The organism is Enterobacter chuandaensis, assembly GCF_039718975.1.
Lineage (GTDB): Bacteria > Pseudomonadota > Gammaproteobacteria > Enterobacterales > Enterobacteriaceae > Enterobacter > Enterobacter chuandaensis.
The window spans coordinates 206058-224140 of record NZ_CP097173.1; the positions used below are offsets into that span (position 1 = coordinate 206058).

The 18083-nt window shown below is 55.3% G+C and carries 14 protein-coding genes and 5 tRNA genes; 15 read left to right on the forward strand and 4 right to left on the reverse strand.

Annotated features, from left to right (window positions below):
* Positions 1-58: 58 nt before the first annotated feature.
* Positions 59-721: an OmpA family lipoprotein gene (locus MX657_RS00980; protein WP_346807019.1), complete on the reverse strand. Its 663-nt coding sequence runs from the start codon at positions 719-721 to the stop codon at positions 59-61.
* Between the two features lie 212 nt (positions 722-933).
* Between MX657_RS00980 and MX657_RS00985 the strand changes: the two genes are divergently transcribed.
* Entirely contained in the window at positions 934-3213 is a 2280-nt protein-coding gene (locus MX657_RS00985; RefSeq protein WP_346808586.1) for a molybdopterin guanine dinucleotide-containing S/N-oxide reductase, read from the forward strand.
* Here MX657_RS00985 and MX657_RS00990 read toward each other — a convergent pair.
* Together MX657_RS00990 and tag are read right to left on the reverse strand one after the other, a co-directional pair.
* On the reverse strand, positions 3176-3622 hold the full coding sequence (locus MX657_RS00990; protein ID WP_080329892.1) for an N-acetyltransferase: 447 nt from the start codon (positions 3620-3622) through the stop codon (positions 3176-3178). The genes MX657_RS00985 and MX657_RS00990 overlap by 38 nt on opposite strands.
* On the reverse strand, positions 3600-4181 hold the full coding sequence (gene tag / locus MX657_RS00995) for a DNA-3-methyladenine glycosylase I (RefSeq protein WP_217479242.1): 582 nt from the start codon (positions 4179-4181) through the stop codon (positions 3600-3602). Before tag ends, MX657_RS00990 begins: the two co-directional genes overlap by 23 nt.
* Before the next feature lie 162 nt (positions 4182-4343).
* Between tag and MX657_RS01000 the strand changes: the two genes are divergently transcribed.
* The 9 genes from MX657_RS01000 (at position 4344) to dppF (ending at position 14907) form a co-directional block, all read left to right on the forward strand.
* Positions 4344-5042, forward strand: coding sequence for an autotransporter domain-containing protein (locus MX657_RS01000; protein WP_346807020.1), 699 nt, complete (start codon positions 4344-4346; stop codon positions 5040-5042).
* A gap of 238 nt (positions 5043-5280) precedes the next feature.
* Positions 5281-6483: an L-lactate MFS transporter gene (locus MX657_RS01005; RefSeq protein ID WP_346807022.1), complete on the forward strand. Its 1203-nt coding sequence runs from the start codon at positions 5281-5283 to the stop codon at positions 6481-6483.
* Positions 6484-6719: 236 nt separating this feature from the next.
* Entirely contained in the window at positions 6720-8414 is a 1695-nt protein-coding gene (gene eptB, locus MX657_RS01010) for a kdo(2)-lipid A phosphoethanolamine 7''-transferase (protein WP_119916596.1), read from the forward strand.
* 91 nt (positions 8415-8505) lie between these two features.
* Positions 8506-8582 (forward strand) — tRNA-Pro (locus MX657_RS01015).
* 620 nt (positions 8583-9202) lie between these two features.
* Entirely contained in the window at positions 9203-10810 is a 1608-nt protein-coding gene (dppA, locus tag MX657_RS01020; RefSeq protein ID WP_080329898.1) for a dipeptide ABC transporter periplasmic-binding protein DppA, read from the forward strand.
* 161 nt (positions 10811-10971) lie between these two features.
* Positions 10972-11991 carry a dipeptide ABC transporter permease DppB gene (gene dppB, locus MX657_RS01025; protein ID WP_063437292.1) on the forward strand — a complete coding sequence of 340 codons (1020 nt, stop codon included), beginning with the start codon at positions 10972-10974 and terminating at the stop codon, positions 11989-11991.
* Between the two features lie 9 nt (positions 11992-12000).
* Positions 12001-12903 (forward strand): dipeptide ABC transporter permease DppC, encoded by a 903-nt coding sequence (gene dppC, locus MX657_RS01030; protein ID WP_080329899.1) that lies wholly within the window; start codon positions 12001-12003, stop codon positions 12901-12903.
* Positions 12904-12913: 10 nt separating this feature from the next.
* Complete coding sequence (gene dppD, locus MX657_RS01035) at positions 12914-13897, forward strand: dipeptide ABC transporter ATP-binding protein (RefSeq protein ID WP_080329900.1); 984 nt, start codon at positions 12914-12916, stop codon at positions 13895-13897.
* The gene (dppF, locus tag MX657_RS01040) at positions 13894-14907 is read left to right on the forward strand and encodes a dipeptide ABC transporter ATP-binding subunit DppF (RefSeq protein WP_080329901.1); all 1014 of its coding nucleotides are present in this window, start codon (positions 13894-13896) and stop codon (positions 14905-14907) included. Before dppD ends, dppF begins: the two co-directional genes overlap by 4 nt.
* A 41-nt stretch (positions 14908-14948) precedes the next feature.
* On the opposite strand, the gene coaA is transcribed toward dppF, so the two are convergent.
* Entirely contained in the window at positions 14949-15899 is a 951-nt protein-coding gene (gene coaA / locus MX657_RS01045) for a type I pantothenate kinase (protein ID WP_346807025.1), read from the reverse strand.
* Positions 15900-16216: 317 nt separating this feature from the next.
* On the opposite strand from coaA, the gene MX657_RS01050 reads away from it, so the two are divergent.
* From MX657_RS01050 to tuf, 5 genes are all read left to right on the forward strand, one after another.
* Positions 16217-16292 (forward strand) — tRNA-Thr (locus MX657_RS01050).
* An 8-nt stretch (positions 16293-16300) separates the two neighbouring features.
* Positions 16301-16385 (forward strand) — tRNA-Tyr (locus tag MX657_RS01055).
* A gap of 117 nt (positions 16386-16502) precedes the next feature.
* Positions 16503-16577 (forward strand) — tRNA-Gly (locus MX657_RS01060).
* Between the two features lie 6 nt (positions 16578-16583).
* A tRNA-Thr gene (locus MX657_RS01065) sits at positions 16584-16659 on the forward strand.
* 118 nt (positions 16660-16777) lie between these two features.
* Positions 16778-17962 carry an elongation factor Tu gene (gene tuf / locus MX657_RS01070; protein ID WP_023309456.1) on the forward strand — a complete coding sequence of 395 codons (1185 nt, stop codon included), beginning with the start codon at positions 16778-16780 and terminating at the stop codon, positions 17960-17962.
* Positions 17963-18083 lie beyond the last annotated feature (121 nt).

An 18083-nucleotide genomic window follows, 5' to 3' on the forward strand; every position in this document is an offset into this window, starting at 1 on the left:
CCCACGGGAGAGGGTGCAAACACTAAAAACGGCAACGGGGTTGCCGTTTTGCTTTTACCTACTGCACAGGACTCAACGTAATCTCTACGCGACGGTTCTGCGCTTTACCTTCCGCCGTGCTGTTGCTGGCGATAGGGTTGGCAGGGCCCATGCCGCTGGTGCGGATGCGGTTTGCTTCAACGCCCTGGGTAATCAGGGAGCTGGCCACGGAATCGGCGCGCTGCTGAGAAAGACGCATGTTCAGATCCTGGCTGCCGGTGCTGTCGGTGTAGCCAATCACGTTCACGGCGGTCTTGTTGTACTCTTTCAGCACCATCGCCACGCCGGTCAGGGTGTTCGCGCCCGCAGGTTTCAGCGTGGCGCTGCTGCTGTCAAAGGTCACGTTGTTCGGCATGTTCAGGATAATGTTGTCGCCGCTGCGGGTGACGCTCACGCCGGTTCCCTTCATTTTGTCACGCAGTTTTGCTTCCTGTACGTCCATGTAATAACCGACGCCGCCGCCCAGCGCTGCGCCTGCTGCTGCGCCAATCAGCGCACCTTTGCCGCGGTCTTTCTTGGAGGAGGAGAGCGCCCCAACGCCTGCGCCGACCAGCGAGCCGATGCCTGCGCCGATGCCGGATTTACCCGCTTCGCGTTCGCCGGTGTGAGGGTTGGTTGTGCAGCCAGAAACAGCCAGTGCACCGCTCACCAGAGCGGCAATAACGAGTACGCGTTTTTTCATCTTCTTTCCTTAATCCTTTTTATTCTTTGCCACGGCGAGCGTGGCAGTTGATTATGACGTCCAGATACGGAGAAAATTCCGGGTATAACTCTGAAATTTGTGACAAACCATAAACGGTCTCAACGAGAAGGCCGTAATACCTGCACGCAACCAGGAGCGCACGCTTGAGCACCTCAACAAAAACCATTCTGACCGCCGCCCACTGGGGGCCGATGCTGGTCGAAACCGATGGCGAAAATGTTCTGTCGTCCCGCGGGGCACTGCCAACCCAACATCCCAACTCGTTACAGACCGTCGTGCGCGATCAGGTGCATAGCAAAACGCGCGTGCGCTGGCCGATGGTGCGTAAAGGTTTTCTGGCCTCTCCGGATAAACCGCAGGGGATCCGTGGTCAGGATGAGTTTGTTCGCGTGAGCTGGGATGACGCGCTGGCGCTGATCCACGCCCAGCATAAGCGCATCCGCGACAGCTACGGTCCGTCGTCCATTTTCGCCGGCTCTTACGGCTGGCGTTCGAACGGCGTGCTGCACAAGGCCTCGACGCTGCTGCAGCGCTACATGAGCCTGGCGGGAGGCTATACCGGTCATCTTGGAGACTATTCGACCGGCGCGGCGCAGGCGATCATGCCGTACGTCGTGGGGGGAAATGAGGTTTACCAGCAGCAGACCAGCTGGCCGCTGGTGCTCGAGCACACCGACGTGGTGGTGCTGTGGAGCGCCAATCCGCTGAATACGTTGAAAATTGCCTGGAATGCCAGCGACGAGCAGGGAATCGGGTATTTCGACGCGCTGCGCAAAAGCGGCAAGCGCATCATCTGCATTGACCCGATGCGCTCTGAAACCATGGACTTCCTCGGTGACAGCGCCGAGTGGGTTGCCCCGCATATGGGCACCGACGTGGCGATGATGCTGGGTATCGCCCATACGCTGGTGGAGAACGGCTGGCACGACCGCGATTTCCTCGCCCGCTGCACCTCCGGCTTCGACAAATTCGCCGACTACCTGACGGGCCAATCCGATGGGGTAGTGAAAACGGCAGAGTGGGCCGCGGAAATTTGTGGCGTCCCTGCCGCTAAAATCCGCGAACTGGCGGGGCTTTTCCATAAAAACACCACGATGCTCATGTCCGGCTGGGGAATGCAGCGCCAGCAGTTTGGCGAGCAGAAACACTGGATGCTGGTGACCCTTGCCGCAATGCTCGGACAGATTGGTACGCCGGGCGGCGGTTTTGGTCTTTCCTATCATTTTGCGAACGGCGGTAACCCAACGCGTAAAGCGGCGGTGCTGGCGTCCCTCCAGGGCTCGGTGCAGGGCGGTGTGGATGCTGTGGATAAAATCCCGGTGGCGCGTATTGTTGAAGCCCTGGAAAACCCCGGCGGTTTTTATCAGCATAACGGTCTGGACCGCCACTTCCCGGACATTAAGTTTGTCTGGTGGGCGGGCGGGTCGAACTTCACGCACCATCAGGATACCAATCGCCTGATCCGCGCCTGGCAGAAGCCGGAGCTGGTGGTGATTTCCGAGTGCTTCTGGACCGGCTCGGCTAAACATGCCGATATCGTGCTGCCGGCGACCACGTCGTTTGAGCGTAACGATCTCACCATGACCGGCGACTACAGCAACCAGCACATGGTGCCGATGAAGCGCGTGGTAGCCCCGCGCGATGAGGCGCGTGATGATTTTGACGTGTTTGCCGAACTGAGCGAACTGTGGGAAGCGGGCGGCCGCGCGCGTTTTACCGAAGGGAAAAATGACCTGCAGTGGCTGGAGAGTTTCTACCAGATCGCCGGGCAGCGCGGTGCGGCGCAGGGCGTAACGCTGCCTCCTTTCGCCGAATTCTGGGAAGCGAACCAGATTTTTGAGATGCCGGAGAGCGAACAGAACGCGCAGTTTGTCCGTTTCGCCGATTTTCGCCGCGACCCGGAGAACCATCCTCTGAAAACCGAGAGCGGCAAGATTGTGATCTACAGCGAGCGCATCGCCAGCTTTGCCTATGCCGACTGCCCGCCACACCCTATGTGGCTTGAGCCGGACGAGTGGCACGGCAACGCCCAGCCGGAGCAGCTCCAGGTGCTGTCTGCCCATCCGGCGCATCGTCTGCACAGCCAGCTCAACTACACCTCTCTGCGCGAGCAGTATGCGGTCGCCGGGCGAGAGCCGATTACGCTGAACACCCTTGACGCCAAAGCGCGTGGGATTGCGGACGGTGACGTGGTGCGCGTCTGGAACCAGCGTGGGCAGGTGCTGGCAGGGGCGGTGGTGAGCGACGGGATTAAGCCTGGCGTTATCTGTATACACCAGGGAGCATGGCCCGACCTTGAACCTGCCGAAGGTGGGATCTGTAAAAACGGGGCGGTTAACGTGCTGACCAAAGATCTCCCCAGCTCGAAGCTGGGGAATGGTTGCGCGGGGAACACGGCGCTGGCCTGGGTTGAGAAATATCAGGGGCCGGAACTTACGTTGACGGCGTTTGATCCGCCTGCCAGCTCATAATCCACGTCGGGTGCTGGGTATCATCCTGCCAGGCGCTGTCTTCGATGCGAAAGCCCTGAGCGTGGTAGAAATTCACCGCCCGGACGTTTTTCTGGTACACCTCCAGGCTTAAGTGCGGGAAGCGCTGTTGAACATGATTCAGCAGCGCGCGCCCGATGCCTTTTCCGATATACGCAGGCGTAACGAACAGCGCCCCCACAAACTGCGACTGTATCACGCTGATAAACCCGCGCGGCGTGCCGTCCTCTTCCCACACCCAGGTTTCCGCCGCGGGCAGGTAGACTTCCCGCACCATGGCTTCGTTCTCTTTCCAGTAGCTTGCGCTAATAAACGGGTGCGCCTCGGTGGTGCTTTCAAGCCACAGGCTCAGGAGCGGGTCAGCATTTTCACTTTGCCATTTGCGGATCATGTTGCCTCCCCGGATGACAGAAGCAGCCGGTAACATGGTCATTGACCAGGCCACAGGCCTGCATAAAGGCGTAGCAGATGGTGGAGCCGACGAACTTGAAGCCGCGTTTTTTCAGCGCCTTCGAGAGCGCGTCCGACGCGGGTGTGGACGCCGGGATCTCCGCCAGCGTGGCGGCCTGCGTGATTTGCGGATCGTTATCCACAAACGACCAGACAAACTCTGAGAACGACTCGCCGTTTTGCTCCATCGCCAGCCAGGCGCGGGCATTGCCGATGATGGCCTGGATCTTACCGCGATGGCGGATGATCCCGGCATCCAGTACCAGCCGCTCTACGTCATCTTCGGTCATGGCGGCGACGGCAACAGGATCGAACTGGTGGAAGGCGTTGCGGTAGTTTTCGCGTTTCTTCAGCACCGTAATCCATGACAACCCCGCCTGCTGGCCCTCCAGGCAGATCATCTCAAAGAGTTTTTTGCCATCCGTCTCCGGCACGCCCCATTCCCGATCGTGATAGTCGATATAAAGCTGATCCTGGCTTACCCAACCACAACGTTCCATCCGACATCTCCCTTATTGATACTGATTTCGAAAAAATTTCATTCCGTCTGTCTTGACGTGCCTGGTATAAAGACAATAGTTAATACAGGGCCATATGCTCTCTAAAGTCTTCCTGAATAACGACAAATATCGCCGAATTCGGCTCTCTCTGGGGTCGCTTTGATGATGATAAAAACAATCAGTGGTCGCCATGCTGTTTCTGGCCTGGTGGGGATTTCAGCCTGCCTGTTATTGTGTAATACAGCGTTTGCCTGGCAACAGGAATATATCGTTTCAGACGCCCAAAATAATACGGCGGAACGCTATACATGGGACGCGGATCACCAACCGCGTTATGAGGATATTCTTGCTGAGCGTATTCAGTCTTCCCAAAATTCGCCTGGGCTGGCGCTGGCTGTGCCCTCTGGCGCCAAAACGGAAGCGTCGATGAGCGTAGGCTGGAATTTTCCGGTTTCAGCGCGGGTAACCACCGGTCCGGTGATGGCCTGGCGGTACGACGGCTCGACGCCGATGATGGTCAATGAGTTTGGTGACAGCGCGACGACGCAGGGACTTGCCGACCCGCTCTGGCATGCCAGCGTCAGTACGCTTGGCTGGCGCGTGAATACCCGGTACGGCGAGCTTCGTCCCTGGGCGCAGATCAGCTATAACCAGCAGTTTGGTGAAAACCAGTGGAAATCGCAGTTTGGCATGCCGCAGACCCCAACTCCGGCACAAAACGGTAACTGGATGGATGTCACCGTGGGAACCGATATTCCGTTTAACACCCACATGGCGGCGTATGCGTCGCTGGCTCAGGGGGAACGTACCACCACCGGTGAGGAGTTTCTCTATACTCTGGGCGTAAGTGCGAATTTCTGAAGTTGTTACTTTTTTAAACGTTGCGATAACATCTCGAATACAATAATCACAGGCTTTACAGCGATAGCAGGCACTAACTCGCTATCGCTTTATTCTCAGTCCAGGCTATTCATTCCCGATTCCAGGCATTTCATTCCGTTCCGCCTGCATTTCATGCCGTTTTACCCCAGGCATATTAAGGATTTGTTTATCGTTGTCCTCAGCGAACTTCCTTAATTTCTGTTGCAGGACAACGGCCATGAACACATCAACCTATAACCGTACGCGCTGGCTCACGCTTTTTGGCACCATCGTTACCCAGTTTGCACTGGGTTCGGTCTATACCTGGAGCCTGTTTAACAGCGCGCTTTCTGACAAACTCGACGCGCCGGTCAGCCAGGTGGCGTTCTCCTTTGGCCTGCTGAGCCTGGGTCTGGCCATTTCGTCTTCCGTTGCGGGCAAACTGCAGGAACGTTTTGGCGTGAAGCGTGTGACCATGGCCTCCGGCATTCTGCTGGGCGTGGGCTTTTTCCTGACGGCGCATTCCAGCAACCTGATGATGCTGTGGCTGAGCGCTGGGGTGCTGGTGGGGCTGGCAGACGGTGCGGGTTACCTGCTGACGCTGTCGAACTGCGTAAAGTGGTTCCCGGAGCGTAAAGGCTTGATTTCCTCGTTTGCTATCGGCTCCTATGGCCTGGGCAGCCTCGGTTTTAAATTTATCGACGCCCACCTGCTGGCGTCCGTTGGCCTGGAAAAAACCTTCATGATTTGGGGCGCTATCGTTCTGGTGATGATTCTGTTCGGCGCCACGCTGATGAAAGATGCGCCGCAGCAGGAAGTGAAATCCGTTAACGGTGTAGTGGAGAACGACTTTACCCTCGCGCAGTCCATGCGTAAGCCACAGTACTGGATGCTGGCGGTGATGTTCCTGACGGCCTGCATGAGCGGTCTGTATGTCATCGGCGTGGCAAAAGATATCGCGCAGGGGATGGTAAAACTGGATGCCGCGACGGCGGCGAATGCGGTAACCGTTATCTCCATTGCCAACCTCTCCGGTCGCCTGGTCCTCGGCATTCTGTCTGACAAAATTGCCCGCATCCGCGTGATTACGATTGGACAGGTGGTTTCGCTGGTGGGTATGGCGGCGCTGCTGTTCGCACCGCTGAATGAAGCGACCTTCTTTGCCGCGATTGCCTGCGTGGCCTTTAACTTCGGCGGCACCATTACCGTCTTCCCGTCGCTGGTGAGCGAGTTTTTCGGCCTGAACAACCTGGCGAAAAACTACGGCGTGATTTATCTCGGCTTCGGCATCGGCAGTATCTGCGGCTCGCTGATTGCTTCCCTGTTCGGCGGGTTCTATGTGACCTTCTGCGTAATCTTTGCCCTGCTGATTATTTCGCTGGCGCTGTCCACCACGATTCGTCAGCCGCAGCGTGAAGTGTATAAAGAAGCGCATGCTTGATTTGATAAAAAGAGGCCGCAGGGCCTCTTTTTTTATCTCCGCATCGCCGCCTGGCCTGTTATTTTGTAAAAATCTTCATCGATCACATTCTCTGCTGCCACTTTTTTCCCCGCTGTGGTCTACTTATCGCGCTTGTAGACGTTTCTGATAACGGTTTCTCTCGCACCTACTTACTCTGTCTGCTTTCTCAATGAGATTCGGCGGGTCTTTATACCCCTTCCCCCAGGGTTGTTTGCATGAAATATATTAGGTCTCTTACCCAGCAAAGATTGTGTCTGATGCTGGCTGTCTATATCGGTTTGTTTCTGAATGGCGCGGTGCTGTTCAGAAGAGTGGAAGGTTATTTAGAACACCTCACCGTAAGAAATGGGATTTTCGCCGCGATTGAAGTGTTTGGCTCTGTTCTGGCTACTTTCTTCCTGTTACGTCTGCTCTCTCTCTTTGGCCGCCGTACCTGGCAAATTCTGGCCTCGCTGGTGGTGATTATTTCCGCCGCCGCAAGCTATTACATGACATTCATGAACGTGGTGATTGGCTACGGTATCGTTGCCTCGGTGATGACCACGGATATCGACCTCTCGAAAGAGGTGGTAGGTAAAGGCTTTATCGTCTGGACGATTTTAACCTGCCTGATACCGCTCTTCTTTATCTGGAGTAATACCTGCCGCTATACCTTATTACGCCAGCTGCGTACGCGTGGGCAGCGGATCCGTAATATCGTCGTCGTCCTGCTGGCCGGCCTGCTGGTGTGGGCGCCTATTCGCCTGATGGAAACACAGCAAAAACGCATCGAAAAAGCGACGGGCGTGGATATGCCAAGCTATGGCGGCGTAGTGGCGAACTCCTATTTGCCGTCTAACTGGCTGTCAGCGTTAGGTCTGTATGCCTGGGCACAGGCGGACGAATCCAGTGATGTGAAGTCGCTGATCAATCCACTGAAAAAATTCAAATACGAACCGCCGGCGGACGGACTGGATGATACTTACGTGGTCTTTGTCATCGGCGAAACGACGCGCTGGGATCATATGGGTATTCTCGGTTATGACCGTGATACCACGCCAAAACTGGCGCAGGAAAAGAACCTGGTGGCCTATCGGGGTTACTCCTGCGATACCGCAACGAAGCTTTCGCTGCGCTGTATGTTTGTGCGTGAAGGTGGGGCAAGCGATAACCCACAACGCACGCTGAAAGAGCAAAACGTCTTTGCCGTGCTGAAGCAGCTTGGATTTAGCGCTGACCTGTTCGCCATGCAGAGTGAGATGTGGTTCTACACCAACACGCTGGCAGATAACATCGCGTACCGCGAGCAGATTGGCGCCGAACCGCGTAACCGTGGCAAAAACGTCGACGACATGCTGCTGCTTGAGGAGATGTCCCAGTCTCTGAAGAATCACCCGCAGGGTAAGCATCTTGTCATTCTGCATACCAAAGGGTCGCACTACAGCTATTACCAGCGCTACACGCGTGATTTCGCGAAGTGGCAACCTGAGTGCGTTGGCATTAATAAAGACTGCAGCAAGCAGGAGCTGATCAACGCCTACGATAACTCGGTGCTGTACGTGGACACTTTCCTGAGCCGCGTGATCGACCAGCTGCGTGATAAAAAAGCGATTGTTATCTACGCCGCAGACCACGGTGAGTCGATCAACGAGAAAGAGCACCTGCACGGTACGCCGCGTAAGCTGGCACCGCCGGAGCAGTTCCGCGTGCCGATGATCATGTGGATGTCGGATAAGTACCTTGAAAACCCTGACAAAGCCAAAATGTTTGCCCATCTGAAACAGCAGGCTGAGATCAAAGTGCCGCGCCGCCACGTTGAACTGTACGACACCATTATGGGTTGTCTCGGCTATACCTCACCGAACGGTGGGATTAACGAAAACAACAACTGGTGTAAGCTCCCTGATAACACCACAAAAGCCGCGCAGTAGCTGCTCTGGCGAGAATATCGCCAGTTGAATGGCTTTTTGAAAATAAGGGATTGACGGGGGCGCACCTCAGCAGTAAGATGCGCTCCGCATTCGGCGAGTAGCGCAGCTTGGTAGCGCAACTGGTTTGGGACCAGTGGGTCGGAGGTTCGAATCCTCTCTCGCCGACCACATTCTGAAAAGGGCTAACCGCAAGGTTAGCCCTTTTTGCATTAACGGCTTACTCATCCTGATTCAGTAAAATGCCCCTTATCCCCGCTTCTTCCTGCCTGTTAACGATTTTGTGACATAATCCATTGTATTTTTTTATATATAGATTGATCTTTTTTCGCGTTGCTTATGGATAACCTCAGCATTTTTCGCTGTGCGTTTTAACGTTCGCGGTATTTAGTGCTCAGATAATCACCATTCTGCAAGAAAATTTATCCATTCTGAATAAAAGTTAATCACTGATTGTTGCGAAATATGAAGATATTTGTGCTGCAACATGGCGAGTAGCATAAATTTCCCTGCTGAAAACTGGCGTTCAGGGTTTTTTTAATCTTTGTTTGCGGTTTCTCACACTCAGCGCAAATCCCCGTCACCTGTATTGACGTTTTCACATTCTGTTGACAGATTGTAGGGCATGAGGGGCATTTCAGGGACGATCTGCGCTGCAACTCAAACGCTCTTCTGAAAGGATTCTCCATCCCTTTAACGCCTTCGGGCACCTCCGACCGGACCGGGTAAAAAATAAATAAAGGTCTGGCGGCGTAACACAACAAAGCAAAACATCACATTGGAGCAGAATAATGAGTATTTCCTTGAAGAAGTCAGGGATGCTGAAGCTTGGTCTGAGCCTGGTGGCTATGACCGTGGCAGCAAGCGTACAGGCAAAAACCCTGGTTTATTGTTCTGAAGGCTCGCCGGAAGGCTTTAACCCACAGCTCTTTACCTCTGGTACGACTTACGACGCAAGCTCTGTACCGATCTATAACCGTCTGGTTGAATTCAAAACCGGCACCACGGAAGTGATCCCGGGACTGGCCGAGAAGTGGGACATCAGCGAAGACGGTAAAACTTATACCTTCCACCTGCGCCAGGGCGTGAAGTGGCAGGACAGCAAAGAATTCAAACCAACGCGCGACTTTAACGCCGACGACGTTGTGTTTTCCTTCGACCGTCAGAAAAACGCCCAGAACCCGTACCATAAAGTGTCTGGCGGCAGCTACGAATACTTCGAAGGGATGGGTCTGCCGGACCTGATCGCCGAAGTGAAAAAAGTGGACGATAAAACCGTTCAGTTCGTACTGACCCGTCCGGAAGCGCCATTCCTGGCTGACCTGGCCATGGACTTCGCCTCTATTCTCTCTAAAGAGTACGCGGACAACATGCTGAAAGCCGGCACGCCGGAAAAAGTGGACCTGAACCCAATCGGTACCGGCCCGTTCCAGCTGCTGCAGTACCAGAAAGACTCCCGCATTCTGTATAAAGCGTTCCCGGGCTACTGGGGCACCAAGCCGCAGATCGACCGTCTGGTCTTCTCCATCACGCCTGATGCGTCCGTGCGTTATGCAAAACTGCAGAAAAACGAATGTCAGGTTATGCCGTACCCGAACCCGGCTGACATTGCGCGCATGAAGCAGGATAAAAACATCAACCTGCTGGAGCAGGCGGGCCTGAACGTGGGCTATCTCTCCTTCAATACCGAGAAGAAACCGTTTGATGACGTGAAAGTGCGTCAGGCGCTGACCTACGCGGTGAACAAAGAAGCGATCATCAAAGCCGTTTACCAGGGCGCGGGCGTTGCGGCCAAAAACCTGATCCCACCAACCATGTGGGGCTATAACGACGATGTTAAAGACTACAGCTACGATCCTGAAAAAGCGAAAGCGCTGCTGAAAGAAGCGGGTCAGGATAAAGGCTTTACCGTTGAGCTGTGGGCGATGCCTGTTCAGCGTCCGTACAACCCGAACGCACGCCGTATGGCGGAAATGGTTCAGGCTGACTGGGCGAAGATCGGCGTTCAGGCCAAGATTGTGACCTACGAGTGGGGCGAATATCTGAAGCGCGCCAAAGCGGGTGAGCACCAGGCGGTAATGATGGGCTGGACCGGTGACAACGGGGATCCGGACAACTTCTTCGCCACCCTGTTCAGCTGCGCGGCCGCGAAAGACGGCTCTAACTACTCTCGCTGGTGCTACAAGCCGTTTGAAGACCTGATCCAGCCGGCGCGTGCGACCGACGATCACAACAAACGTATTGAACTGTACAAGCAGGCTCAGGTTGTTATGCACGATCAGGCTCCGGCGCTGATTGTTGCTCACTCCACCGTGTACGAGCCAGTGCGTAAAGAAGTGAAGGGCTACGTGGTTGATCCACTGGGCAAACACCACTTCGAAAACGTATCGGTTGAATAATAAGTAGGGTGTTCTCCCTCTCCCTGTGGGAGAGGGCAGGGGTGAGGGTCGTGCATGCATCCCCTCACCCTAACCCTCTCCCACAGGGAGAGGGAATTTACATTTGTGAGCAATACAGACGTCACGCCACTGGTCGTGCGTCATCAGAGAGAATCCGGGTTATGTTGCAGTTCATCCTCCGACGTCTGGGACTTGTTATCCCGACGTTTATCGGTATCACCCTTCTCACTTTTGCCTTCGTCCATATGATCCCCGGCGACCCGGTAATGATTATGGCGGGCGAGCGTGGTATCTCCCCTGAACGTCATGCGCAGCTGCTGGCTGAACTCGGCCTCGATAAGCCGATGTGGCAGCAGTACCTCCACTATATCTGGGGGGTGATGCACGGCGACTTAGGGATTTCGTTAAAAAGCCGTCTTCCGGTGTGGGACGAGTTCGTGCCGCGTTTTAAAGCGACGCTGGAGCTCGGGGTCTGCGCCATGATTTTCGCCACTGCGGTGGGTATTCCTGTCGGAGTACTGGCTGCCGTTAAGCGTGGCTCTATTTTCGACCATACCGCCGTCGGCCTGGCGCTGACCGGCTACTCCATGCCTATCTTCTGGTGGGGCATGATGCTGATCATGCTGGTCTCGGTGCAATTGAACCTGACGCCGGTCTCCGGGCGCGTCAGCGATATGGTCTTCCTTGATGACACCAATCCGTTAACCGGCTTTATGCTGATCGACACGGCCATCTGGGGCGAGGAGGGCAACTTCATTGATGCCGTCGCGCACATGATCCTGCCTGCCATGGTGCTGGGCACCATTCCTCTGGCGGTGATCGTGCGTATGACCCGTTCCTCCATGCTGGAAGTACTGGGCGAAGATTACATCCGTACCGCGCGCGCCAAAGGGTTAACCCGGATGCGCGTCATCATCGTCCACGCGCTGCGTAACGCTATGCTGCCAGTGGTGACCGTTATCGGTCTGCAGGTAGGTACGCTGCTGGCGGGGGCGATCCTGACGGAAACCATCTTCTCCTGGCCAGGCCTCGGACGCTGGCTGATTGATGCGCTGCAACGCCGTGACTATCCGGTGGTGCAGGGCGGGGTACTGCTGGTCGCGACGATGATTATTCTCGTCAACCTGCTGGTCGATTTGCTGTACGGCGTGGTGAACCCGCGTATTCGTCATAAGAAGTAAGGGGCCATCATGTCACAGGTTTCTGAAAACAAAGTTGTTGCTGCACCGGTTCCGATGACGCCGCTGCAGGAATTCTGGCACTACTTCAAGCGCAATAAAGGCGCGGTAGTCGGGCTGGTGTATGTCGTTATTATGATTTTGATCGCGGTGTTTGCTAACGTCCTGGCACCGTATAACCCGGCGGATCAGTTCCGTGATGCGCTGCTGGCACCTCCTGCGTGGCAGGACGGCGGTAGCCTGGCGCACCTGTTAGGTACTGATGACGTGGGCCGCGATGTGCTGTCGCGTCTGATGTACGGCGCGCGTTTGTCGCTGCTGGTCGGCTGCCTGGTGGTGGTGTTGTCTCTCATTATGGGGATCGTCCTCGGTCTGGTTGCCGGTTACTTTGGCGGCATCGTTGATAACATCATCATGCGCGTTGTCGACATTATGCTGGCGCTGCCAAGCCTGCTGCTGGCGCTGGTGCTGGTGGCGATCTTCGGTCCGTCGATCGGTAACGCTGCGCTGGCGTTGACCTTCGTGGCGCTTCCTCACTACGTGCGTTTAACCCGTGCGGCGGTGCTGGTGGAAGTGAACCGCGACTACGTCACAGCGTCTCGCGTGGCAGGTGCCGGTGCGATGCGCCAGATGTTCGTTAATATCTTCCCTAACTGCCTTGCGCCGCTGATCGTTCAGGCGTCGCTCGGCTTCTCTAACGCCATTCTTGATATGGCCGCTCTTGGCTTCCTGGGCATGGGTGCGCAGCCACCAACACCGGAGTGGGGCACCATGCTCTCCGACGTGTTGCAGTTCGCACAAAGCGCCTGGTGGGTTGTCACCTTCCCGGGTCTGGCAATCCTGCTGACGGTGCTGGCATTTAACCTGATGGGTGATGGTCTGCGTGATGCACTTGATCCCAAACTGAAGCAGTAAGAGGCACGAGATGGCGTTATTAAATGTAGATAAATTATCGGTGCACTTCGGCGACGAAGGCACCCCGTTTCGCGCCGTGGACCGCATCAGCTACAGCGTCAATCAGGGCGAAGTGGTTGGTATCGTCGGGGAGTCCGGTTCCGGTAAGTCGGTGAGTTCACTGGCCATCATGGGGCTGATTGATTACCCGGGCCGCGTGATGGCGGAAAACCTGCAGTTCAACGGTCAGGACCTGAAGCGCATTTCTGAGAAACAGCGCCGCCAGCTGGTGGGCGCCGAAGTGGCGATGATCTTCCAGGACCCGATGACCAGCCTGAACCCGTGCTACACGGTAGGCTTCCAGATTATGGAAGCGATTAAGGTGCACCAGGGTGGTAACAAGAAAACCCGTCGCCAGCGCGCGATCGACCTGCTGAACCAGGTGGGTATTCCTGACCCGGCATCGCGGCTGGACGTATACCCGCACCAGCTTTCCGGTGGGATGAGCCAGCGCGTGATGATCGCTATGGCGATTGCCTGTCGACCAAAGCTGCTGATTGCGGATGAACCGACAACGGCGCTGGATGTGACCATCCAGGCGCAAATCATCGAGCTGCTGCTGGAGCTGCAGCAGAAAGAGAACATGGCGCTAGTGCTGATTACGCACGACCTGGCGCTGGTGGCCGAAGCGGCGCATAAAATCATTGTGATGTATGCAGGCCAGGTGGTCGAGACCGGGGATTCGCACGATATCTTCCGCGCACCGCGTCACCCGTATACGCAGGCTCTGCTGCGCGCGCTGCCGGAGTTTGCTCAGGACAAAGCGCGTCTGGCATCGCTGCCGGGCGTGGTTCCGGGTAAATATGACCGTCCGCAGGGCTGTCTGCTGAACCCTCGCTGTCCGTATGCGACGGATAAGTGCCGGGCGGAAGAGCCAGAGCTGAACCAGCTTGCTGACGGTCGTCAGTCGAAATGCCACTACCCACTCGATGATGCCGGGAGGCCAACACTATGAGTACGCAACAGGCCACCACGCAACAACCGCTGTTGCAGGCCATCGAACTGAAAAAATACTACCCGGTGAAGAAGGGGCTGTTTGCCCCTGAACGCCTGGTGAAAGCGCTGGACGGCGTCTCTTTTAACCTCGAACGCGGTAAAACGCTGGCTGTGGTGGGGGAGTCAGGGTGCGGTAAGTCCACCCTGGGCCGCCTGCTGACGATGATTGAAGTGCCGACCGGTGGTGAGCTCTACTATCAGGGACAGGATCTGCTCAAGCACGATCCGCAGGCGCAGAAGCTGCGTCGTCAGAAAATCCAGATTGTGTTCCAGAACCCGTATGGTTCTTTGAACCCGCGTAAAAAAGTCGGGCAGATTCTGGAAGAGCCGCTGCTGATCAACAGCAATCTGAGCAAAGAACAGCGCCGTGAAAAAGCGCTGGCGATGATGGCGAAGGTCGGGCTCAAAACCGAGCATTACGACCGCTACCCGCATATGTTCTCCGGCGGCCAGCGTCAGCGTATCGCTATCGCCCGCGGGCTGATGCTCGATCCGGACGTGGTGATTGCCGATGAACCGGTTTCGGCGCTCGACGTTTCCGTCCGTGCGCAGGTGCTGAACCTGATGATGGATCTTCAGCAGGAGTTGGGGCTCTCTTACGTGTTCATCTCCCACGACCTGTCGGTGGTGGAGCATATTGCCGATGAAGTGATGGTGATGTACCTGGGGCGCTGCGTGGAGAAGGGGAGTAAAGATCAGATCTTTAATAATCCTCGTCATCCGTACACCCAGGCGCTGCTGTCTGCGACGCCGCGTCTGAACCCGGACGATCGTCGCGAGCGCATTAAGCTGACGGGCGAACTGCCAAGCCCGCTGAATCCGCCACCGGGGTGTGCCTTCAACGCGCGCTGCAGTCGCCGCTTTGGTCCTTGCACCCAGCTGCAGCCGCAGCTGAAGGATTATGGCGGTCAGCTGGTCGCCTGCTTCGCGGTCGATCAGGATGAAAATGGCGAGAAGCCACACGCATAACGAAAAACCGGCGTTAAGCCGGTTTTTTTATGTCTGCCTGGCTATTTCCGCAGGCGAATCTGGTCGACGGCGTGCTTCTCGCTCTTGGTGAGGATCAGGCTGGCGCGCTCGCGCGTCGGAAGGATGTTCTCTTTGAGGTTCACGTAGTTGATCTCATTCCACAGCCCCCTCGCCACATTGATCGCCTCTTCTTCAGAAAGCTTGGCGTAGTGGTGGAAATAGGAATCCGGGTCGGTGAATGCCCCTTCGCGGAACTTCAGGAAGCGGTTGATATACCAGTTCTGCAGCAGATCTTCCGGCGCATCAACATAGATAGAGAAATCGACGAAATCCGAAACGAATACATGATGCGGGTCATGAGGATAATCCATGCCGCTTTGCAGGACGTTTAACCCTTCGAGAATCAGAATATCCGGTTGTACAACCGTTTTATCCCCATCCGGGATGCGATCGTAAATCAGGTGCGAGTAAACCGGCGCAGTGACGTTTGGAGCACCGGATTTGAGGTCGGAAACGAATTTCACCAGACGGTGCATATCATAAGAGAGCGGGAAGCCCTTCTTCTTCATCAGCCCGCGTTCTTTTAAGACCTCGTTCGGGTGCAGGAAGCCGTCGGTGGTGATCAGCTCTACGCTGCGGTGTTCCGGCCAGCGGCTCAGCAGCGCCTGCAGCACACGTGCGGTGGTACTTTTACCCACGGCCACGCTGCCTGCAATACTAATGATATAAGGAATGCGCTGGCCATTGGTTCCGAGGAACTGCTCCAGCACCGCCTGACGGCGCAGGTTGGAGCTGATATAGAAGTTAAGCAAGCGAGAGAGGGGGAGATAAATTTCTGCCACCTCTTCCAGGGACAGATCTTCGTTTATCCCTTTTAACCGTGCGATTTCACCTTCCGTCAGCGTCATAGGGACGGAATCACGCAGGGCAGCCCACTGGCTGCGGTTAAAGTGAAGATAAGGCGTCATTAACGTTTGCTCTTTTTTGCTCATAAGCATGCTTCAGTGAGCCAGCGCTATGCTGCCGGGACGTGGCTCATCACACAGTTAATTTTGGACAATGGGCAGGAGGTTAACACCAGATGGCGGGAATAATAAGAAAAAAGATGGAAAGCGCTGCGTTACGCGGAAGCCGTCACGCTACGGTGTATGCGGTGTAAATCACGTATGTATGTTGATTATTTGACCCGCAATGGCTACTTTTACAGCGCTTAGCGCTGCGTTCGCATAAAATGTGAGCGAAAGAACGTTTTATGCAAATTTTTAGTTGCATGACCGCGCAGGTATCCATAGAATGCGCGCTACTTGATGCCGACTTAGCTCAGTAGGTAGAGCAACTGACTTGTAATCAGTAGGTCACCAGTTCGATTCCGGTAGTCGGCACCATCAAGTCCGGTGGGGTTCCCGAGCGGCCAAAGGGAGCAGACTGTAAATCTGCCGTCACAGACTTCGAAGGTTCGAATCCTTCCCCCACCACCACTTTCTGGCAGCGTAAATGCCGCCGGAGCTGGTTGGAAAAATTAGCCAGCTCAAACTGAAAAAGAGAGAAATCTCTTTTTTTGTTACAGAAAGAACTGGGTAGCCGAGTTTCAGGATGCGGGCATCGTATAATGGCTATTACCTCAGCCTTCCAAGCTGATGATGCGGGTTCGATTCCCGCTGCCCGCTCCAATACGTGCTGATATGGCTCAGTTGGTAGAGCGCACCCTTGGTAAGGGTGAGGTCCCCAGTTCGACTCTGGGTATCAGCACCACTTCACTTCTCCTTCCCGTTTCTCTCTGTTTCAATTTTACTGTATTCAACAATTCAGGCATTTCGCCTGGTTGATGTGGTGATATCACCGATTTATCCGTGTCTTAGAGGGACAATCGATGTCTAAAGAAAAGTTTGAACGTACAAAACCGCACGTTAACGTCGGTACTATCGGCCACGTTGACCATGGTAAAACAACGCTGACCGCTGCAATCACTACCGTTCTGGCAAAAACCTACGGTGGTTCTGCTCGCGCATTCGACCAGATCGATAACGCGCCAGAAGAAAAAGCTCGTGGTATCACCATCAACACCTCTCACGTTGAGTACGACACCCCGACTCGCCACTACGCACACGTAGACTGCCCGGGCCACGCCGACTATGTTAAAAACATGATCACCGGTGCTGCGCAGATGGACGGCGCGATCCTGGTTGTTGCTGCGACTGACGGCCCAATGCCTCAGACCCGTGAGCACATCCTGCTGGGTCGTCAGGTAGGCGTTCCTTTCATCATCGTGTTCCTGAACAAATGCGACATGGTTGATGACGAAGAGCTGCTGGAACTGGTAGAGATGGAAGTTCGTGAACTGCTGTCTCAGTACGATTTCCCAGGCGACGACACTCCAATCGTTCGCGGTTCCGCGCTGAAAGCGCTGGAAGGCGACGCAGAGTGGGAAGCGAAAATCATCGAACTGGCTGGCTTCCTGGATTCTTACATCCCAGAACCAGAGCGTGCGATTGACAAGCCATTCCTGCTGCCAATCGAAGACGTATTCTCCATCTCCGGTCGTGGTACCGTTGTTACCGGTCGTGTAGAGCGCGGTATCATCAAAGTTGGCGAAGAAGTTGAAATCGTTGGTATCAAAGAGACTGCGAAGTCTACCTGTACTGGCGTTGAAATGTTCCGCAAACTGCTGGACGAAGGCCGTGCTGGTGAGAACGTTGGTGTTCTGCTGCGTGGTATCAAACGTGAAGAAATCGAACGTGGTCAGGTTCTGGCGAAGCCAGGCTCAATCAAGCCACACACCAAGTTCGAATCTGAAGTGTACATTCTGTCCAAAGACGAAGGCGGCCGTCATACTCCGTTCTTCAAAGGCTACCGTCCACAGTTCTACTTCCGTACAACTGACGTGACCGGTACCATCGAACTGCCAGAAGGCGTTGAGATGGTAATGCCAGGCGACAACATCAAGATGGTTGTGACTCTGATCCACCCAATCGCGATGGACGACGGTCTGCGTTTCGCAATCCGTGAAGGTGGCCGTACCGTTGGCGCGGGCGTGGTTGCTAAAGTTCTCGGCTAATTGCTGATAACATTTGACGCAATGCGCAATAAAAGGGCATCATTTGATGCCCTTTTTGCACGCTTTCACGCCAGAACCTGGCTCATCAGTGATTATTTTTGTCATAATCATTGCTGAGACA

What these genes read in the sequence shown, in the direction of transcription:
- MX657_RS01000 (WP_346807020.1), top strand. Translation starts at nt 4,344, where the DNA reads ATGATGATAAAAACAATCAGTGGTCGCCATGCTGTTTCTGGCCTGGTG.
- eptB (WP_119916596.1), top strand. Translation starts at nt 6,720, where the DNA reads ATGAAATATATTAGGTCTCTTACCCAGCAAAGATTGTGTCTGATGCTG.
- MX657_RS00980 (WP_346807019.1), bottom strand. Translation starts at nt 721, where the DNA reads ATGAAAAAACGCGTACTCGTTATTGCCGCTCTGGTGAGCGGTGCACTG.
- dppA (WP_080329898.1), top strand. Translation starts at nt 9,203, where the DNA reads ATGAGTATTTCCTTGAAGAAGTCAGGGATGCTGAAGCTTGGTCTGAGC.
- coaA (WP_346807025.1), bottom strand. Translation starts at nt 15,899, where the DNA reads ATGAGCAAAAAAGAGCAAACGTTAATGACGCCTTATCTTCACTTTAAC.
- dppB (WP_063437292.1), top strand. Translation starts at nt 10,972, where the DNA reads ATGTTGCAGTTCATCCTCCGACGTCTGGGACTTGTTATCCCGACGTTT.
- dppF (WP_080329901.1), top strand. Translation starts at nt 13,894, where the DNA reads ATGAGTACGCAACAGGCCACCACGCAACAACCGCTGTTGCAGGCCATC.
- tuf (WP_023309456.1), top strand. Translation starts at nt 16,778, where the DNA reads ATGTCTAAAGAAAAGTTTGAACGTACAAAACCGCACGTTAACGTCGGT.
- tag (WP_217479242.1), bottom strand. Translation starts at nt 4,181, where the DNA reads ATGGAACGTTGTGGTTGGGTAAGCCAGGATCAGCTTTATATCGACTAT.
- MX657_RS01005 (WP_346807022.1), top strand. Translation starts at nt 5,281, where the DNA reads ATGAACACATCAACCTATAACCGTACGCGCTGGCTCACGCTTTTTGGC.
- MX657_RS00990 (WP_080329892.1), bottom strand. Translation starts at nt 3,622, where the DNA reads ATGATCCGCAAATGGCAAAGTGAAAATGCTGACCCGCTCCTGAGCCTG.
- dppC (WP_080329899.1), top strand. Translation starts at nt 12,001, where the DNA reads ATGTCACAGGTTTCTGAAAACAAAGTTGTTGCTGCACCGGTTCCGATG.
- dppD (WP_080329900.1), top strand. Translation starts at nt 12,914, where the DNA reads ATGGCGTTATTAAATGTAGATAAATTATCGGTGCACTTCGGCGACGAA.
- MX657_RS00985 (WP_346808586.1), top strand. Translation starts at nt 934, where the DNA reads ATGCTGGTCGAAACCGATGGCGAAAATGTTCTGTCGTCCCGCGGGGCA.